Origin of the sequence: Microbacterium sp. CGR1, from assembly GCF_001266755.1 — a bacterium.
GTDB lineage: Bacteria > Actinomycetota > Actinomycetes > Actinomycetales > Microbacteriaceae > Microbacterium.
The window spans coordinates 2118920-2137192 of the sequence record NZ_CP012299.1; the positions used below are offsets into that span (position 1 = coordinate 2118920).

19 protein-coding genes are annotated in these 18273 nt (G+C 67.6%); 13 read left to right on the plus strand and 6 right to left on the minus strand.

Annotated elements, in window-relative coordinates; translation table 11 throughout:
• The first annotated feature begins 2 nt into the window (after nt 1–2).
• Together AKG07_RS10275 and AKG07_RS17465 are read left to right on the plus strand one after the other, a co-directional pair.
• Nucleotides 3–1349 (plus strand): MFS transporter, encoded by a 1347-nt coding sequence (locus tag AKG07_RS10275; protein WP_082298048.1) that lies wholly within the window; start codon nt 3–5, stop codon nt 1347–1349.
• Nucleotides 1350–1440: 91 nt separating this feature from the next.
• Nucleotides 1441–1881, plus strand: coding sequence for a hypothetical protein (locus tag AKG07_RS17465; RefSeq protein WP_082297898.1), 441 nt, complete (start codon nt 1441–1443; stop codon nt 1879–1881).
• 70 nt (nt 1882–1951) lie between these two features.
• Here AKG07_RS17465 and AKG07_RS10285 read toward each other — a convergent pair whose 3' ends face one another.
• Nucleotides 1952–2248, minus strand: coding sequence for a hypothetical protein (locus tag AKG07_RS10285; RefSeq protein WP_053097782.1), 297 nt, complete (start codon nt 2246–2248; stop codon nt 1952–1954).
• 161 nt (nt 2249–2409) lie between these two features.
• Between AKG07_RS10285 and AKG07_RS10290 the strand changes: the two genes are divergently transcribed.
• The 5 genes from AKG07_RS10290 to AKG07_RS10310 are packed head-to-tail and all read left to right on the plus strand — an operon-like array spanning nt 2410 to nt 7132.
• Nucleotides 2410–3345, plus strand: coding sequence for an ABC transporter substrate-binding protein (locus AKG07_RS10290; RefSeq protein ID WP_053097783.1), 936 nt, complete (start codon nt 2410–2412; stop codon nt 3343–3345).
• Nucleotides 3342–4394: an iron chelate uptake ABC transporter family permease subunit gene (locus AKG07_RS10295; RefSeq protein ID WP_082297899.1), complete on the plus strand. Its 1053-nt coding sequence runs from the start codon at nt 3342–3344 to the stop codon at nt 4392–4394. The genes AKG07_RS10290 and AKG07_RS10295 overlap by 4 nt, the downstream gene beginning before the upstream one ends.
• Entirely contained in the window at nt 4391–5455 is a 1065-nt protein-coding gene (locus AKG07_RS10300) for a FecCD family ABC transporter permease (RefSeq protein ID WP_233277245.1), read from the plus strand. Before AKG07_RS10295 ends, AKG07_RS10300 begins: the two co-directional genes overlap by 4 nt.
• On the plus strand, nt 5448–6284 hold the full coding sequence (locus AKG07_RS10305) for an ABC transporter ATP-binding protein (RefSeq protein WP_053097784.1): 837 nt from the start codon (nt 5448–5450) through the stop codon (nt 6282–6284). The genes AKG07_RS10300 and AKG07_RS10305 overlap by 8 nt, the downstream gene beginning before the upstream one ends.
• The gene (locus tag AKG07_RS10310) at nt 6281–7132 is read left to right on the plus strand and encodes a siderophore-interacting protein (RefSeq protein WP_053097785.1); all 852 of its coding nucleotides are present in this window, start codon (nt 6281–6283) and stop codon (nt 7130–7132) included. The genes AKG07_RS10305 and AKG07_RS10310 overlap by 4 nt, the downstream gene beginning before the upstream one ends.
• Before the next feature lie 73 nt (nt 7133–7205).
• Here AKG07_RS10310 and nrdF read toward each other — a convergent pair whose 3' ends face one another.
• The 5 genes from nrdF to nrdH are packed head-to-tail and all read right to left on the minus strand — an operon-like array spanning nt 7206 to nt 11857.
• A complete protein-coding gene (nrdF, locus tag AKG07_RS10315; protein ID WP_053097786.1) occupies nt 7206–8183 on the minus strand; it encodes a class 1b ribonucleoside-diphosphate reductase subunit beta in 978 nt (325 codons plus the stop codon).
• A complete protein-coding gene (locus tag AKG07_RS17470) occupies nt 8180–9004 on the minus strand; it encodes an NUMOD3 domain-containing DNA-binding protein (RefSeq protein ID WP_233277246.1) in 825 nt (274 codons plus the stop codon). Before AKG07_RS17470 ends, nrdF begins: the two co-directional genes overlap by 4 nt.
• 10 nt (nt 9005–9014) lie before the next feature.
• Complete coding sequence (gene nrdE, locus AKG07_RS10325) at nt 9015–11135, minus strand: class 1b ribonucleoside-diphosphate reductase subunit alpha (protein WP_053099256.1); 2121 nt, start codon at nt 11133–11135, stop codon at nt 9015–9017.
• A gap of 20 nt (nt 11136–11155) precedes the next feature.
• On the minus strand, nt 11156–11617 hold the full coding sequence (gene nrdI / locus AKG07_RS10330; protein WP_053097788.1) for a class Ib ribonucleoside-diphosphate reductase assembly flavoprotein NrdI: 462 nt from the start codon (nt 11615–11617) through the stop codon (nt 11156–11158).
• 6 nt (nt 11618–11623) lie between these two features.
• Nucleotides 11624–11857 carry a glutaredoxin-like protein NrdH gene (gene nrdH / locus AKG07_RS10335; RefSeq protein WP_042537838.1) on the minus strand — a complete coding sequence of 78 codons (234 nt, stop codon included), beginning with the start codon at nt 11855–11857 and terminating at the stop codon, nt 11624–11626.
• A 434-nt stretch (nt 11858–12291) separates the two neighbouring features.
• Here nrdH and AKG07_RS10340 point away from each other — a divergent pair, with 434 nt between their 5' ends.
• From AKG07_RS10340 to AKG07_RS10365, 6 genes are all read left to right on the plus strand, one after another.
• The gene (locus AKG07_RS10340) at nt 12292–13455 is read left to right on the plus strand and encodes an MFS transporter (protein WP_053097789.1); all 1164 of its coding nucleotides are present in this window, start codon (nt 12292–12294) and stop codon (nt 13453–13455) included.
• Complete coding sequence (locus AKG07_RS10345) at nt 13452–14366, plus strand: sugar kinase (RefSeq protein WP_053097790.1); 915 nt, start codon at nt 13452–13454, stop codon at nt 14364–14366. Before AKG07_RS10340 ends, AKG07_RS10345 begins: the two co-directional genes overlap by 4 nt.
• Before the next feature lie 44 nt (nt 14367–14410).
• Nucleotides 14411–15169, plus strand: coding sequence for an alpha/beta fold hydrolase (locus AKG07_RS10350; protein ID WP_053097791.1), 759 nt, complete (start codon nt 14411–14413; stop codon nt 15167–15169).
• On the plus strand, nt 15166–16326 hold the full coding sequence (locus AKG07_RS10355; protein WP_053097792.1) for an acyl-CoA dehydrogenase family protein: 1161 nt from the start codon (nt 15166–15168) through the stop codon (nt 16324–16326). The genes AKG07_RS10350 and AKG07_RS10355 overlap by 4 nt, the downstream gene beginning before the upstream one ends.
• 88 nt (nt 16327–16414) lie before the next feature.
• Nucleotides 16415–16882, plus strand: a complete 468-nt coding sequence (locus AKG07_RS10360) for an Lrp/AsnC family transcriptional regulator (protein WP_053097793.1) — start codon at nt 16415–16417, stop codon at nt 16880–16882.
• Nucleotides 16879–18273, plus strand: a complete 1395-nt coding sequence (locus AKG07_RS10365; protein WP_053097794.1) for an aspartate aminotransferase family protein — start codon at nt 16879–16881, stop codon at nt 18271–18273. Before AKG07_RS10360 ends, AKG07_RS10365 begins: the two co-directional genes overlap by 4 nt.

Sequence of the window (18273 nt, forward strand, 5' to 3'; positions counted from 1 at the left end):
CGATGTTCCGTTCCTTCTCGAACATCAACTACCGCATCTGGTTCGCCGGTGCCCTCGTCTCGAACATCGGCGGGTGGATGCAGGCGACCGCCCAGGACTGGGTCGTGCTCACCGAGCTCACCGACAACGACGCCGCGGCCATGGGCGTCACGATGGCGCTGCAGTTCGGTCCGCCGCTCGTGCTCGTGAGCCTCACCGGATGGGTCGCCGATCGCTTCGAGCGCCGCCGCATCCTGCTCGCCACCCAGAGCGCGCTGCTGATGCTCGCGATCGCCGTCGGCGTGCTGCTGCTCAACGGGGTGATGACGCTGCCGATGATGTTCTGCTTCGCTGCGGCGTTCGGTGTCGTCAACGCCTTCGACGCCCCCGCGCGGCAGGCGTTCGTCTCCGACATGGTCTCCGCCGGCGACACGTCCAACGCGGTCGCCCTCAACTCGGCATCCTTCAACCTGGCCCGCATGATCGGCCCGGCCGTCGGCGGCCTGCTGATCGTCGCGATCGGCTCGGGCTGGGTGTTCATCGCGAACGCCGTGACGTTCCTGGCGATGCTCGTCGCGCTGCTGATGCTGCGCACCGGCCAGCTCGCACCGCGCCTGAAGAACCGCCGCCCCGGCGGACTCGCCGAGGGCTTCCGCTATGTGTGGGGGCGCAGCGACCTGCGCGTCGTGTTCGTGACGGTGTTCCTGATCGGCGCCTTCGGCATGAACTTCCCCATCTTCGCCTCGACCATGGCGATCGAGTTCGGGGCGGGCGCCGACGGGTACGGAGTGCTGAGCTCGGTGCTCGCGATCGGCTCGCTCGCCGGTGCGCTCCTGGCTGCCCGGCGTGACCGAGCCAGGGTGCGTGTCGTGATCTTGGCTGCCGGGGGATTCGGCGTCGCGGCGTTCGTCTCCGCATCCATGCCCACGTATCTGACGTACGCGATCACGCTGACGTTCACCGGGTTCATGATCGTGACGCTGCTGACGACCGCCAACGGCTACGTGCAGATGACCACCGCGCCTGCCCTGCGCGGCCGTGTGCTCGCGCTGTACATGGCCGTGATCATGGGCTCGACGCCGGTCGGCGCCCCGATCGCCGGGTGGGTGGCCGACACCTTCGGGCCGCGCACGGCGATCATGCTCGGCGGCACCGCCGGTTTCGTCGCGTGCGCGATCGGCGCGATCTGGGTCTTCACCTCCGGACGATTGCACCGCTCCGAGGGCAGCCGATTCCTCATGACGCTCGACGAGACGCGACCGCTGAACATCGTCGACGAGGCCGAGATCCTCGAGAAGAAGGCCGAACCGGTCGAGTTCAGCGACGAGGCAGCCGTCACCACGCCGATCCGCACCTCGAAGAAGGACTGACCGCGTTCTGACCGGGCATCGCGGGCGGAACGCGTGAGACCGGTTTGTCAATGCCCTCCACGCGCAGGCGGGGTGGACGTACCGTCACGTCATGGACCAGAACACAGGACGCACCCCGCACCCCGAGCAGCCCGCAGAAGGCTCCCCCGACGTGATCCCCGAGCACAACACCGCTCCTGACGGCCAGTCGACGGCGGACGCCGGGCGTCAGCCCGACGAGCTCGACGGAAACGCCCAGGGCTCCAATCAGGGCGGCGCGATCCAGGGAGACAGCTCGCACGGCGACTCGCCGCGCGGTGCCATCCAGGGCGACGCCGACGACGAGAACGCGCAGGGCGCTGCCCAGGGCGGCGCCATCCAGGGCGACAGCTCGCACGGCGAATCACCCCGCGGCGCCATCCAGGGCGACGCCAGCCCCGACCGCGACGCGGCCATCGGCGGCGACGAGAACACCGAAGACCAGCTGACGGCCGACAATGAGGTCGAGCAGGACACCCTGCGCACGCTGGACCCGAACGACACCCCGGCCTGAGCGCGCGGGAACGACGAAGGGGGCGGATGCCGCAGCATCCGCCCCCTTCGTGCGCCGTCTGACAGGGCGTTCAGCGAATCGTCCCGGCCCGCACGAGCAACCGCCGCACGCCGATCACGCCTGACGCCACCGCCAGTTCGCCGACGAGGCGCGCGCCGAACGTCGCCGTCAGCACGCCAGGCACCAAGTGCTCGGGGGAGAACACCGGCAAGGCGACGAGGAACAGCACGACGCCGGCGACCGCAGCGGCAAGGAGGATGCGGCGTGCGCTCGCCCTCGTTCCCCGCTGGAGCGGCAGGACCAGATCGAGCGCGATGGCGGCGCAGACCATCGGCACCGCCGCGATCGGACCGATCGGCAGATTCACCCCCGCCCGAATGAGCCGAATTCACCCCTCGTTTTCACCCCTTACTCGGAACGGTGGGGCGTCATGGTGCACGGCACGAGTGACCAAACTGTTAGGGTTGCCTAACCAACATCGATCTGGTTGGTGTCGTTCCCCTCCCCGGTCCCGAAAGGTCATTCACCATGCCCTCCAGCCTCCGTCTTCGCGCCGTCACGGCCTTGGCCGCCTCAGGATGCGCACTGCTTCTGCTCGCCGGCTGCGCCCCTGAGCCGACCGCCGTCACCGATGCGGCGGGGGAATCCGCCGGCACCCACGACGTCGAGCATGCCCGCGGCACCACCGCGGTCCCCGACGAGCCGCAGCGCGTGGTGACCCTCGAACCGCTCGAGCTCGACACCGCCGTCGCGGTCGGCATCGAGCCGGTCGGCGCTGCGGTCGCGAGCAACGTCGCAGGAGCACCGGCATACCTCGGCGCCGACGACGTCGAGCCCGTGGGCACTGTTCCCGAACCCGACCTCGAGGCCATCGCCGCGCTCGAGCCCGATCTGATCCTCGGAACCGAGGCCCGGCACTCCGAGCTCTACGAGCAGCTCTCGGCGATCGCCCCGACCGTGTTCATCGAGACCCAGGCCGACCCGTGGCGAGACAACGCCATGCTCATCGGCGAAGCGCTGGGCCGCGAGGCCGAGGTCGCCGATCTGCTCTCGGCCGTCGACGACCGGTGCGAGTCGCTGGCCGGCGAGTATGCGATCGACGGCGAGAGCGTGCAGCTGATCCGCCCCCGCGACGAGACGACCCTGAGCCTCTACGGACCGGTGTCGTTCTCGGGCAGCCTCCTCGAGTGCGCCGGGTTCACGATCCCCGCGCAGGAGTGGGCCGATGGGCTGCAGGCAGACATCTCGCCCGAGAACATCGTCTCGGCGGCAGCGGACCACGTGTTCGTCACCGTGACCGACGTCGACGACGCCTCGGAGATCCCCGCCGCGATCACACAGAACGCCGCGGCCTTCCCCTCGGTCACCCCTGTCGACACGAGCTACTGGGTCTCAGGAGTCGGGCCGAAGGGCGCACAGGCCGTGCTCGATGACATCGAGGCGTACCTCGAAGAGAGCCGGTGACGACTCTCACCCCGGTCGAGACGTCGGGGGCTCCGCACGCGCGGATCCCCCGACGCGGCCGTCGTGCGGTCGTCGGTGCGATCGTCCTTCTTGCTGCGCTCGCGGCCGCCGTCGTCCTCTCCCTCGCGATCGGCGCGAATCCCCTCTCCCCCGAAGCGGTCTGGACGACCCTGCGGGGCGCGGGCACGACCGAGATGGATTACATCGTGCTCGAGTTGCGCATACCTCGCACCGTCACGGGGATCGTCGCCGGTGCGGCGCTGGGTGTGGCCGGCGCTCTCATCCAGGCCTTCACCCGTAATCCGCTCGCCGACCCGGGCATCCTCGGCGTGAACGCCGGCGCCGCGCTCGCGGTCGCCCTCGGCGTGAGCCTGCTCGGCCTGCGCGACGTCTCGCAGTTCGTCTGGTTCGCCTTCTTCGGCGCCCTCATCGTCACGGTGGCCGTCTACCTGATCGGCTCGGCGGGGCGCGGCTCCGCTGACCCGCTCCGCCTCACGCTCGCCGGGGTCGCACTCGGAGCCGTGCTCTCGGGCATCACGACGGGCATCTCCCTCAGCGATCCGGAAGCCTTCGACTCGATGCGCAGCTGGAACGCCGGAACGCTGCTCGGACGTGGTTTCGACGTCATCATTCCCGTCCTCCCGTTCGTCGCTGTCGGAGTCGCACTCGCAGTGCTGCTCGGTCCCGGCCTGAACGCCATCGGCCTCGGCGAAGACGTCGCTCGGGCACAGGGCGCGAATGTCGCAGGCATCCGCGTCGGGGTCATCATCGCCGTCACACTTCTCGCGGGCGCGGCGACCGCCCTCGCCGGCCCGATCTCGTTCATCGGGCTGATGGTGCCGCACGTGATCCGCTGGACGTTCGGCGTCGACCAGCGAGTGGTCCTGCCGCTCTCCGCCGTGCTGGCACCGGTGATCCTGCTTCTCGCCGACGTCCTCGGCCGGGTCATCATCGCCCCGGCGGAAGTGCCTGTCGGAATCGTCGCGGCATTCGTCGGAGCGCCGGTGCTGATCGCGCTGGCGCGACGACGCCAGGTGAGTGCCCTGTGAGCGCGTCGATCGCCTCGGCGCTCACGGACGCCTCCCGCTCCAGGATGATCCTGCACCTGGGGCCGCTGCGGATGCCGGTTCGCCGGCGCAGCATCCTCGTCGGCGTCGCTGCAGCGGCCACTCTGATCGTTCTGGGCATCCTGGCGCTGGGGCTGGGGAGCTATCCCCTCTCTCCCCAGGAGGTCGTGCAGACGCTGCTCGGCGGGGGCGACGCCCTGCACCGCACGGTCGTGATCGAGTGGCGCCTGCCACGCGCGATCGCGGCGATCACCGTCGGTGCGCTCCTCGGCATCGCCGGCGCGCTCTTCCAGACCGTCACGAGGAATCCGCTCGCGAGCCCCGACATCCTGGGCCTGTCCAACGGCGCGTTCACGGGCATGCTGATCGCGCTGGTGCTGGTCTCGGGGAGCTGGCCCGTGCTCACCGCCGGGTCTCTCATCGGCGGGTTCGCGACAGCCGTGGTGATCTGGCTGTTGTCGGCACGAGGCGGTGTGCACGGCTTCCGCCTCATCGTCGTGGGCATCGGAGTCTCGGCGATCCTCGCCTCTCTCAACACCTGGCTGCTCCTGCAGATCGAGCTCGAGACCGCGATGTTCGCGTCTGCCTGGGGCACTGGATCACTGAACGGCGTCACCGCAGGCCCGCTCGCGGGCGCGCTCCTGTGCGCCCTGCCGTTCGCCGTCGCAGCGCTTCTCCTGGTGCCGCGACTGCGCCAGCTCGAGCTGGGCGACGACACGGCCGCAGCCACAGGGGCCCGACCGGGGCGGATCCGGGTCGTGGCGCTGCTCATCGGCGTCGCACTCGTCGCCGCCGCGACGACCGTCGCCGGCCCCGTGGCGTTCGTCGCGCTCGCTGCACCGCAGATCGCGCGCCTTGTGGCCCGCACCCCGCACCTCTCGCTGATGCTGTCGGCGCTGTTCGGAGGAGTCCTCCTGCTCGGTGCCGACCTCATCGCTCAGCACATGCTGCCCACTGCTCTGCCTGTCGGCGTCGTGACCGTGTCGGTCGGCGGCGCCTACCTCGTCCTGATGATCATCCTGGAGATCCGCCGCCGTGCTTGAGAACTCGACCTCGCCCGACCCCAGCGCCGCCTCGCGCCTCAGAGCCGAGAGCATCACGCTCACATACGACCGCACCGAGATCGTCCGCGAACTCTCCGTGGCTGTGCCCGCAGGAGGCTTCACGGTGATCATCGGACCGAACGCGTGCGGCAAGTCCACGCTGCTGCGCGGGCTGTCACGCCTGCTGCCTCCCTCGAGCGGGCGCGTCGTGCTCGACGGCCGGTCGATCAGCGAGTACCCGGCGAAGGAGGTGGCCCGCCGGCTGGGGCTGCTTCCTCAGAGTGCGACAGCGCCGGACGGCATCACCGTGGCCGACCTGGTCGCCCGCGGGCGCTACCCGCACCAGAGTCTGATGCGCCAATGGTCGGATGCCGATGAGAGTGCTGTACGGCACGCTCTCGACGCGACAGGAACAGCAGATCTCGCGTCACGCCCCGTCGATGCTCTCTCCGGTGGGCAGCGCCAGCGCGTCTGGGTGGCGATGGTGCTCGCGCAGGAGACGGATCTGCTGCTGCTCGACGAGCCGACCACTTTCCTCGACGTGGCCCACCAGGTGGATCTCATGGAGCTGCTCGCGCATCTCAATACGCAGGGACGCACACTCGTCGCCGTTCTGCACGACCTCAATCACGCCGCACGCTACGCGAGCCACATCATCGCGATGCGCGAGGGCCGCATCGTCGCCCAAGGCCCACCCCGCGAGGTCATCACGAGCGAACGAGTGCAGCAGGTGTTCGGCCTGGCGAACGTCGTGATCGATGACCCCGTCACCGGAGGACCGCTGGTGGTGCCGCTGCGCGGCTCGGCTCCTGCGGGAGTGCGGTCGTGACTGCCGAGCGCCCATGGGCCTACAGCGCTTTCCCGGTGGAGGTTCGCGCACGCGTGATGCTCAGCCCGCATTTCGTCAGGCTGACCCTGGGCGGTGAGAGTCTGCGGAACTTCGCCGACTGGGGCATGGATCAGCGCATCAAGGTCGTCCTGCCGCTGGCCGACGGGGGCATCGCCGACTTCGGACTGCTCGACGAGCCGACACCGCATCCCTCCGACTGGTACACACGGTGGCGCGCCCTCCCTGAAGACGAACGCAACGTGCTGCGCACCTACACCCCCGCCGCGATCAGAGCCGAGGACCGCGAGATCGACATCGACTTCTTCCTCCACGAGCCCGCCGGGCCCGCCTCTGCATGGGCGGCCGCGGCGTCCCCGGGCGACCGGCTCGTCGTCAACGGTCCCGACGCGCGAATGGGGTGGACCGGGTACGGACTGCACTGGCAGCCCGGCGATGCGGGGCGGTTCTTGATCATCGCCGACGAGACGGCATTCCCGGCTGTGCGCGGCATCCTCCACTCCCTCGGGCCGGACGCGCGCGCCGAGGTCATCCTCGAATGCGGTCACCCCGCCGATGATCTCATCTCGCCGGCTGCCCCCGACACCGCGCGCGTGCATCGCGTGCTGCGCGACGCCCCGGATTCGACGGCGATCGAACGGGCGGTGCACGCCTGGGGCGCCACCCACGGTGCGTCGGCCCGCGAGGACACCGCCTTCTACGCATGGATCGCGGGTGAGTCCGGCATGACCACCGGTATTCGCCGGTATCTGACCTCCGGCCTCGGCATTCCGAAGGAACGGGTCTCCTTCCTCGGCTACTGGCGTCGAGGTGGGCCACTCGTCGGGTGATCCGCGGAGCGGAGCACGACGAAGGGGGCGGATGCCGCAGCATCCGCCCCCTTCGTGTCGTTCAGCAGGTGACTCAGAAGTCCCAGTCGTCGTCTTCCGTCGCCTCGGCCTTGCCGATGACGTACGACGATCCCGATCCCGAGAAGAAGTCGTGGTTCTCGTCGGCGTTCGGCGAGAGAGCCGACAGGATCGCCGGGTTCACGTTCGTGACGGTCGAGGGGAACATCGCTTCGTAGCCGAGGTTCATCAGCGCCTTGTTGGCGTTGTAGTGCAGGAACTTCTTGACGTCCTCGGTCAGGCCGACGCCGTCGTAGAGGTCCTGCGTGTACTGCACCTCGTTGTCGTAGAGCTCGAACAGCAGGTTGAAGGTGTAGTCCTTCAGCTCCTGGCGGCGCTCCTCGGTCTCCTTCTCGAGACCCTTCTGGAACTTGTAGCCGATGTAGTACCCGTGCACGGCCTCGTCACGGATGATGAGGCGGATCAGGTCGGCCGTGTTCGTGAGCTTCGCCTTCGACGACCAGTAGATCGGCAGGTAGAAGCCCGAGTAGAACAGGAACGACTCGAGCAGCGTCGAGGCGACCTTGCGCTTGAGCGGGTCGTCGCCCTGGTAGTAGTCCATGATGATCTGAGCCTTCTTCTGAAGGTTCGGGTTCTCGGTGGACCAGCGGAACGCCTCATCGATCTCCTTCGTCGACGCGAGCGTCGAGAAGATCGAGGAGTAGCTCTTCGCATGCACCGACTCCATGAACGCGATGTTCGTGTACACGGCCTCTTCGTGAGGCGTGATCGCGTCGGGGATCAGCGAGACGGCGCCGACGGTGCCCTGGATCGTGTCGAGCAGCGTCAGACCGGTGAACACGCGCATGGTGAGCAGCTGCTCATCGGGCGTGAGCGTGTTCCACGACTGGACGTCGTTCGACAGCGGCACCTTCTCAGGCAGCCAGAAGTTGTTCACCAGGCGGTTCCAGACCTCGAGGTCCTTGTCGTCCTGGATGCGGTTCCAGTTGATCGCCTGAACCTCATTGACAAGCTGAAGTTTCTGCCCTGTCATTCGTCTTTCCTCATTTCGTCCTGTGCATTCTGACGGTCATCGACGCAGCATGCGCACGTGTCCTTGAACACGCCTTTGTTTGAGTGATACCTGGTGTGCGCGCTTCGCCTGCTGGATGGCATCGGCTTGCCTGCGCGGGTCATCGACATCTTGAGTCGAGTCTCGACGCTCGCGGATTTTCCGAAGTTGGGATTCAACTCGCCTTTCCGCATCTCGGAGAGCCTCGCTTTTGCCTGCTCGGACATCCGATGTCCGAACTTCGGATGCTCGGGTCCGAACTTCGCGAAGTTCGGATTCCTCTCCCCAGCGTTCATGCCTTTGCGCTGAGCGGACCAACTGGCTCGCTGCTCCTCGGAACGTCGAGTCCCCCAGCTCGGATGATCCGGACCGGAGCCTATATCCGGTCGTTTCCTTCCTCGCGATCGCTGACCCGCGGCTTCACGCTGTGCCTCTGTCCAGACGTGCCCTTGAGGTCCCAGGCCGCCGTCAGAAAGGTTCAGTAGCCGATGGCCCTCTGCTCGCAGCTTCGCAATCCAGCTCTGCTCGGCGAGACCCAAAGCCTCAAGTTGGCTGCCCATCACTATCTCAACGGGTTCGAAATACACCTCTTCTTGCTCTGAATCGCGCGCACGGATCCAGTCGGAAAAAGGTGTTCTCTTCCCCGCCCGCGCAGATTTCAGGTGCTGCCTGCTGCGAACTCCCACGGACTTCGTTGTCATGCCGACATACCGATACTCGGGCGAATCGTAGCGGCGGACCGCGTAAACGAGACCGATGATCGGCCATCCGCCTACGCGATCCCTCAATTCCAGCATGATCATCTCTCGCCGATTACAGCATGCAGCTGACGCATTCCGCCATGTCGGTGCCCTCGAGCGCCATCTGACGCAGACGGATGTAGTAGATCGTCTTGATGCCCTTGCGCCATGCGTAGATCTGAGCCTTGTTGATGTCACGCGTCGTGGCGGTGTCCTTGAAGAACAGCGTCAGCGACAGGCCCTGGTCGACGTGTTGGGTGGCGGCGGCGTAGGTGTCGATGACCTTCTCGTAGCCGATCTCGTACGCGTCCTGGTAGTACTCCAGGTTGTCGTTCGTCATGAACGGCGCCGGGTAGTAGACGCGGCCGAGCTTGCCTTCCTTGCGGATCTCGATCTTCGACGCGATCGGGTGGATCGACGACGTCGAGTTGTTGATGTACGAGATCGAGCCGGTCGGGGGCACCGCCTGCAGGTTCTGGTTGTAGATGCCGTGCTCCTGGATCGACGCCTTCAGCGCCACCCAGTCCTCCTGCGTCGGGATGTGCTTGCCCGCGAAGAGCTCCTTGACCTTCTCGGTCTCGGGAACCCAGGCGCGCTCGATGTACTTGTCGAAGAACTCCCCCGACGCGTAGGTCGAGTCCTCGAAGCCGTCGAAGGCCTGCTTGCGCTCGATCGCGATGTTGTTCGAGGCGCGCAGCGCGTGGAACAGCACCGTGTAGAAGTAGATGTTCGTGAAGTCGATGCCCTCTTCGGAGCCGTAGTGCACGTGCTCGCGGGCGAGGTAGCCGTGCAGGTTCATCTGGCCGAGGCCGATCGCGTGCGAACGGTCGTTGCCGTCCTCGATCGAGCGGACCGAGCGGATGTGGCTCTGGTCGCTCACCGCGCTCAGCGCACGGATCGCGGTCTCGACCGTCTGGCCCAGGTCATCGGCATCCATCGACAGCGCGATGTTCATCGAGCCGAGGTTGCAGGAGATGTCCTTGCCGATCTGGTCGTACGACAGGTCGTCGTTGTACGTGGTCGGCGTGTTCACCTGCAGGATCTCGCTGCAGAGGTTGGACATGTTGATGCGGCCCTTGATCGGGTTGGCCTTGTTCACCGTGTCCTCGAACATGATGTACGGGTAGCCCGACTCGAACTGGATCTCGGCGATCGTCTGGAAGAACTCGCGCGCGTTGATCTTCGTCTTCTTGATGCGCGGGTCGTCGACCATCTCGCGGTACTTCTCGGTGACCGAGATGTCGCCGAAGGGGACGCCGTAGACCTTCTCGACGTCGTACGGCGAGAAGAGGTACATGTCCTCGCCGTTCTTCGCCAGCTCGAACGTGATGTCGGGCACGACGACGCCGAGCGACAGCGTCTTGATGCGGATCTTCTCGTCGGCGTTCTCACGCTTGGTGTCGAGGAAGCGCATGATGTCGGGGTGGTGTGCGTTGAGGTACACCGCGCCGGCACCCTGACGCGCACCGAGCTGGTTGGCGTAGCTGAAGCTGTCTTCGAGGAGCTTCATCACGGGGATGATGCCCGAGGACTGGTTCTCGATCTGCTTGATCGGCGCACCGGCCTCACGGATGTTCGAGAGCAGCAGCGCCACTCCGCCGCCGCGCTTGGAGAGCTGGAGGGCGGAGTTGATGCCGCGGGCGATCGACTCCATGTTGTCCTCGATGCGCAGCAGGAAGCAGCTGACGAGCTCGCCGCGCTGGGCCTTGCCCGAGTTGAGGAAGGTCGGGGTCGCGGGCTGGAAGCGGCCGGAGATGATCTCCTCGACCAGTGCGACGGCGAGCTGCTCGTCGCCGCCGGCGAGGCCGAGGGCCGTCATCACGACGCGGTCCTCGAAGCGCTCGAGGTAGCGCTTGCCATCGAACGTCTTGAGCGTGTAGCTCGTGTAGTACTTGAAGGCGCCGAGGAACGTCTCGAAGCGGAACTTCTTGCCGTAGGCGAGGTCATTGAGCTTCTGGATGAACTCGAGCGAGTACTGCTCGATCACGGCCGGCTCGTAGTACTCCTTCTCGACGAGGTAGTCGAGGCGCTCCTTGAGCGAGTGGAAGAACACCGTGTTCTGGTTGACGTGCTGCAGGAAGTACTCGCGCGCCGCCCGCTTGTCGGCGTCGAACTGGATCTTGCCGTTCGCGTCGTACAGGTTCAGCATCGCGTTGAGGGCGTGATAGTCCAGGCCCTCGTAGGTCGGGTTCATCTTGAACGCCACCGTATCCGTCACTGAGTCGGCTCCTGCCTGCTCGTCAACTGCGGTACCCACCGTCGCTCCAATCCGTCGCTCACGCGATCTACATCGTCTTGTGTGCCGAAGATCTCGAGCCGATACAAGTGAGGCACGTTGCACTTGCGGCTGATGATGTCACCGGCGAGACAGAACGAGTCGCCGAAGTTGGTGTTGCCCGCCGAGATGACTCCGCGGATGTGACGCCGGTTGCGCTCGTCGTTGAGGAACCGGATGACCTGCTTGGGCACCGCGCCTCGTTCGACGCCGCGCCCCTCACCCCCGCCATAGGTGGGGGTGACCAGCACGAAGGGCTCGTCGACGACGAGTTCTTCCTGCTGTCGGAGAAGGGGAATGCGTCGGGCCGGGAGCCCGAGCTTCTCGACGAAGCGCGCGGTGTTACCCGAGGCGCTCGAGAAGTAGACCAGGAGCGGCGCGGCGGTCGCGACGGCGCTCATGGCGGATCACGCCAGACGCGAGGCGAGCTCGTCGATCTTGTCGGGGCGGAAGCCCGACCAGTGACCCTCGTCGGTGACGACGACGGGTGCCTGCATGTAGCCGAGCGCCTTGACCTGCTCGAGCGCCGTGGCGTCCTCCGACAGGTCGAGGATCTCGTACTCGATGCCCTTGGCGTCGAGCGCGCGGTAGGTGGCGTTGCACTGAACGCAGGACGGCTTCGTGTAGACCGTGATCGACATCTTTTCGCTTCCCCTCACATCTCTGGCCTGCATCTGAATCAGGCTGTTTTCCGGTAGACCCTCACCGGGATCTCAATACTACATATAGGTACGGACATTCAGGGTGACCACTAGGGGTAGTAGTTACATACGTGTAGTTTTCCACCGCTCTCCACTGTTACAACACAGGTTCTCCACCGTTTCTTCCACAGGCACAGCCCCCTTGACAGTGCCTCCGAACCGCGAGAAATCGCGGCTGGGAACGACCTGTGAGAGATCCATCCACAGGGGGGACGATACGGCCGACCTCGGACATCGGATTTTCTGTGGAAACTCGGTTTGGGCGTGTCGCGGCGTGTCGCGGAGGAGCCGCTTGGACCCGCGTCCGCGCCTCCCGGTAGCGTTGACCCGTGGCGGGATATCGGGACCTTCTTCGCACGCCCGGAGTGGCGCGCATGATCGCTGCACAGCTGACCGCTCGCTTCCCCAACGGGATGACCTCGCTCGCGATCCTGCTGCACGTCGAGCAGCAGACCGGGTCGTACGGCTCGGCTGGCCTCGTGCTCGCCGCGACGAGCGTCGGGCAGGCCGTCGCCGGCCCGATCACGAGTCGGTGGATGGGCGCCTGGGGCATGCGCCGCGTGCTCACCCTGACGCTCAGCGTCTGCGTCGTCGCCGTGCTGGGGCTCGCGCTCCTCCCCCTCAGCATCCCCGGCTACATGGTCCTGGGCATGATCGCCGGCCTCTCGACCCCGCCGGTGCAGGCCGCCGTGCGCACCATCTATCCGAAGCTCGTGAACTCGAAGCAGCTCACTCCGCTGTTCTCCCTCGATGCCTCGCTGCAGGAGATCATCTGGGTCATCGCGCCCGTCGTGATCACCCTCGTCTCGACCCAGGTCGGCACCGCCGAGGGTCTCCTGCTCGTCGCCGTCGTGCTGGTGGGCGGCGGGGCGTGGTTCATCCTCTCGCCCGAGGTCGGTCGCGTGCGCATCCCCCGCAGCCGCAACGCCCTCGGCAAGGTCGTCCTCAAGCCGCCCGTGCTGCTCGCCACCGTCATCGGGTTCCTCCTCATCGGCGCCTGCTCCGCCGTCGAGGTCGGCGTCGTCGCCACGTTCGAGCACGGCAGCCTCGCCGCCGGCCTCGTGCTCGCCGTCTTCTCGGTCGGCAGCCTCGCCGGCGGACTCGCGTTCGGACACATCCCCATCGGCCCCTGGGCGATGGCCCGCCGTCTCGCGATCGTCACCGTCGGCCTGGCGCTCACCATGTTCTCCCTCAACGTGTTCTGGCTCGGCGGCACGCTGGTCCTCGCCGGCATCGGCATCGCGCCGGCCCTCGCCGTGCTGTTCGCCATCACGACTGCGAGCGTGAAGTTCAGCGAGACCGCCGAGGCGTTCGGCTGGGCGGGCACGGGACAGCTCATCGGTGCCGCGGCGGGCTCGGCGGTCGCCGGCTTCCTGGTCGACGCGACGGACCCGCGCGGCGCCTACCTCGCCGCGACACTGTTCGCCGCAGCCGGCCTCGTCGTCTCGATCGTCTTCGTCCGCTCCTTCCCCGACCTGCGCCATCGCGACGCGAGTCCCCACCCCGACACCGAACCTCTGGCGGTCACCCCTTCATGAGCTCTGCCCCCTCCCCCGCATCCGCCGCCCCCGAGGTGGTCTGCATCGGCGAGTCTATGGGACTCGTCACCGCTCTCGGAGCCCCGCTCGCCGAGACCGAGACGGCTGCGCTCGGTCTGGCGGGAGCCGAGGGAAACGTCGCGGTCGGGCTCGTGTCGGCAGGGCACCGCGCCGCGTGGGCCTCACGCCTCGGTGACGACCCGATCGGCGTGCGCATCTCGACCGAGCTCGAGCGGCGCGGCGTCGACCTCTGGGTGACGACGGATGCGGATGCTCCCACCGGCGTCATGTTCAAGGACCCCGGCGTGGAGTCGTCGTCGGTCTACTACTACCGGCGCGGTTCGGCCGCCTCGCTGATGGCACCGGGGTTCCTCGACGCCGCCCAGCTCGCCGGCGTCCGCATCGTGCACACCACGGGCATCACCCCGGCGCTCTCGCCGTCCTGCCGCGCGATGGTCGATCAGCTGTTCGTCGACGCTCGCGCCGCCGGCGCCCTCGTGTCCTTCGACGTCAACGATCGCCGCGCACTGTGGACGATGCAGGATGCCGCCGACACCCTCGCCCGCCTCGCGGACGCCGCCGACATCGCCTTCGTCGGACGCGACGAGGCCGAGCGCATCTGGGGCACCGCGACCGCCGCCGCGATCCGCACCCGTCTGCCTCACTGCGGGCTGCTCATCGTCAAGGACGGCGACGTCGGGGCGACCGCGTTCCTCGGCGACGACGAGCCGGTGTTCGTGCCCGCTCCCCGTGTCGAGGTCGTCGAGCCGGTCGGCGCCGGAGACGCGTTCGCGGCCGGGTTCCTCGCCGCGACCCTCGACGGCGCAGATCTGTCGGCACGGCTGTCCGCGGGCCACACCGCAGCGGCCCGCGTGCTGACGACGCACGGCGACCTGCCGCCCCTCGACTGAGCTCCGCAGGCCTCACCGCCGCGAGCCGGTCGTAGGCTTGCTGCATGCCCGCACCGCTCACGCTGCCCCGCATCTCCTGGGGCGACCCGGCATCCGATCGTCGCGTTCTCCTCGTGCACGGGCTCGGCTCGTCCGCGGCTCTCATGTGGCGCGTCGGCACCGACCTCGCCGACGCCGGATGGCATGCGACCGCCGTCGATCTGCGTGGCCACGGCGACGCCCCGCGCGCCCTCGACTACTCGGTCGCCGCCTACGCGGCAGACCTCGCCACGACGACGCCCGACGGAGGGGGACCCTGGGATGCCGTCGTCGGCCACTCGCTCGGCGGGGCCTCCAGCACGGCGGCGGCGGCATCCGCTCCCGAGTGGACGCGCCGACTCGTGCTGCTCGATCCGGCGCTCCTCGTCGGCGGCCGGGATGCCGCGATCGTCCGCAGGAGCCAGGAGCGCGCCTTCGCCGACAACAGGGTGGAGCTGGTGCGGCAGGAGCATCCGCACTGGCACCCGCAGGACTGGGAGCTGAAGGTCGACGCGGTGCACCGCGCGAGCGCCTGGGCGGTCGAGCAGACGAGTGCGCAGAACACTCCGTGGGACGTCACTGCGGATGCCGCCCGGCTGACCGTTCCCACCCATGTGATCGCCTCGGATCCCGCGGTCTACAGCATCTTCACCGGCGAGGTCGCGGCCGGCGTCCTCGCCTCCAACCCCCTCGTCACGATGTCGGTCGTCGAGGGCGCCGGGCACTCGCTGCACCGCGACAAGCCCGAAGAGACCGTCCGACAGCTGAGAGAGGCACTCGCGTGAGCACCTTCGATCCGACCGCCTACCTTCCCGACGACCTTCTCGAGCGCATCCGCGAGCGGGCCCCGATCCACGACCGCGAGAACACGTTCCCCGAGCAGGACCTCGATGAGCTCCGCGATGCGGGATATCTGTCGATCCTCGTGCCCGCCGAACGCGGGGGCGCGGGGCTCGGCCTCGCCGAGGCGGCGATCCTGCAGCAGCGTCTCGCGACCGCCGCTCCCGCCACGGCGCTCGCGATCAACATGCACCTGGTGTGGACCGGCGTCGCGAAGGTCTTCTCCGACCGCGGCGTGCCGGGTCTCGAGTTCGTGCAGGACGGCGCGGTCGCGGGCGAGGTCTTCGCCTTCGGAATCAGCGAGGGCGGCAACGACCTGGTGCTGTTCGGGAGCGACACCGAGGCCGCGCCCACCGCCGACGGAGGCTACGCGTTCACCGGCACCAAAATCTTCACCTCGCTCGCGCCCGTATGGACGAGGCTCGGGCTGCACGGCCTCGACACGACGAGCGCCGACGCTCCGAAGCTGGTCTTCGCCTTCGTCGACCGCACCGACGCGGTCGTCACGGGCGACGACTGGGACACCCTCGGCATGCGGGGCACCCAGAGCCGCACGACGCGTCTCGACGGAGCCGTGGCGGATGCCGCGCACGTGGTGCGTCGCATCGATCCGGGCCCGAACCCCGACCCCATCGTCTTCGGGATCTTCTCCGTCTTCGAGATCCTGCTCGCCTCCGTCTACACGGGCATCGCACGTCGTGCCCTTGACCTGGCGGTGCTCACCGCGCAGATGCGCCGTTCGAAGAAGACGGGTGCGACGTACAGCCAGGATCCCGACATCCGCTGGCGCATCGCCGATATGGGCCTCGCGTACGACGCGCTCCCGCCGCAGATCGCGGTGCTCGCCCGCGATGTCGATGAGAGGGTCGACAACGGCGCTCGGTGGTTCACGCTGCTGTCGGGCGTCAAGCACCGGGCGATCACGATGTCGAAGCACGTCGTCGATCAGGCGATGCTCGTCGCCGGCGGCGGCTCGTACTTCTCGTCGAACGAGCTGTCGCGTCTCTACCGGGACGTCCTCGCGGGCGCATTCCATCCCTCCGATCCCGAATCGGCGCATTCCACTGCGGCGAGCGCCTGGCTCGGACCCCTCGAGGCATAAGCGCGATATTCTGCGGTTTCACCCCTGAGGCTCTGCCGATTCTGCGGAATCAGTTGAAGACCGGCCGCTGCGGTGCGAGGATCGCATCATGGCGTCCTCGAAGAAGCACCCCCCACTGGACGATGTCGCGAAGACGATCATCGAACTGCTGCAGGAAGACGGGCGACGCTCGTACTCCGACATCGGGCGAGAGGTGGGACTGAGCGAAGCCGCCGTCCGCCAGCGCGTGCAGCGGCTCACCGAGTCCGGCGTGATGCAGATCGTCGCAGTGACCGATCCGATGCAGCTCGGCTTCCCCCGGCAGGCCATGATCGGCGTCCGCGTCTCGGGCGACACGAGGGTCGTGGCCGAGGCCATCGCCGAGATCGCCGCCATCGACTACGTCGTCATCACCGTGGGCTCGTTCGACATCCTCGCCGAGGTCGTCTGCGAGGACGACGAGGACCTCCTCGCCCTCATCAACGATCACATCCGCCCGATCGACGGGGTCCTGTCGACCGAGACCTTCATCTACGCCAAGCTGCAGAAGCAGCTCTACAACTGGGGGACCAGATGAGCACGCAACGCCCGACACCGTCCGAGGCCGAACTCCAGACCATGGCCAAGGACCACCTGTGGATGCACTTCACACGGCAGTCCACGATGGAGAAGAGCGGCGTCCCGATCATCGTCAAGGGCGACGGTCACCGCATCTGGGACTCGAAGGGCAAGGAGTACTTCGACGGCCTCGCCGGACTCTTCGTCGTCAACGCCGGCCACGGCCGCCGTCGGCTCGCCGAGGCCGCGGCGAAGCAGGCTTCCGAGCTGTCGTTCTTCCCGCTGTGGTCGTATGCGCACCCGGCGGCCATCGAGCTCGCCGACCGACTCGCGGCCGAGGCGCCCGGCGACCTGAACCGGGTGTTCTTCTCGACGGGCGGCGGCGAGGCGGTCGAGACCGCGTTCAAGCTCGCGAAGCACTACTGGAAGCTGATGGGCAAGCCCACCAAGCACAAGGTCATCTCGCGATCGGTCGCCTATCACGGCACCCCTCAGGGCGCACTGGCCATCACCGGCATCCCGGCGATGAAGTCCATGTTCGAGCCCGTCACCCCGGGTGGGTTCCGCGTGCCGAACACCAACTTCTACCGCGCGGCCGAGATGGGCGGCCCGAGCGACGACCTCGAGGCCTTCGGTCGCTGGGCCGCCGACCGCATCGAGGAGATGATCCTGTTCGAGGGCGCCGACACGGTCGCCGCGGTGTTCCTCGAGCCGGTGCAGAACTCGGGCGGATGCTTCCCGCCCCCTCCCGGATACTTCGCCAGGGTGCGCGAGATCTGCGACCGCCACGACGTGCTGCTCGTGTCGGACGAGGTCATCTGCGCGTTCGGTCGCCTGGGCCACACCTTCGCGTGCACGGGCCTCGGCTACGTGCCCGACATGATCACGTGTGCCAAGGGCATGACGAGCGGCTACTCGCCCATCGGCGCGACCGTCATCAGCGACCGGATCTACGAGCCGTTCTCGAAGGGCGACGTGTCGTTCCCGCACGGCTACACGTTCGGCGGGCATCCGGTCTCGGCGGCCGTGGCCCTCGAGAACCTCGCGATCTTCGACGAGGAGGGGCTCAACGAGCACGTGCGCGAGAACTCGCCCCTGTTCCGCGCCGAGCTCGAGAAGCTCCTCGACATCCCGATCGTGGGCGATGTGCGCGGAGACGGCTACTTCTTCGGCATCGAGCTCGTGAAGGACAAGGCGACGCGGGAGACCTTCGACGACGACGAGTCCGAGCGGCTGCTGCGCGGCTTCCTCTCCCCCGCCCTGTTCGAGGCCGGGCTCTACTGCCGTGCCGACGACCGCGGCGATCCCGTGATCCAGCTCGCACCGCCGCTCACGGTGGGCCCCGCGGAGTTCCGTCAGATCGAGCAGATCCTGCGGAGCGTGCTCACCGACGCCCAGTCGGTGCTCTGA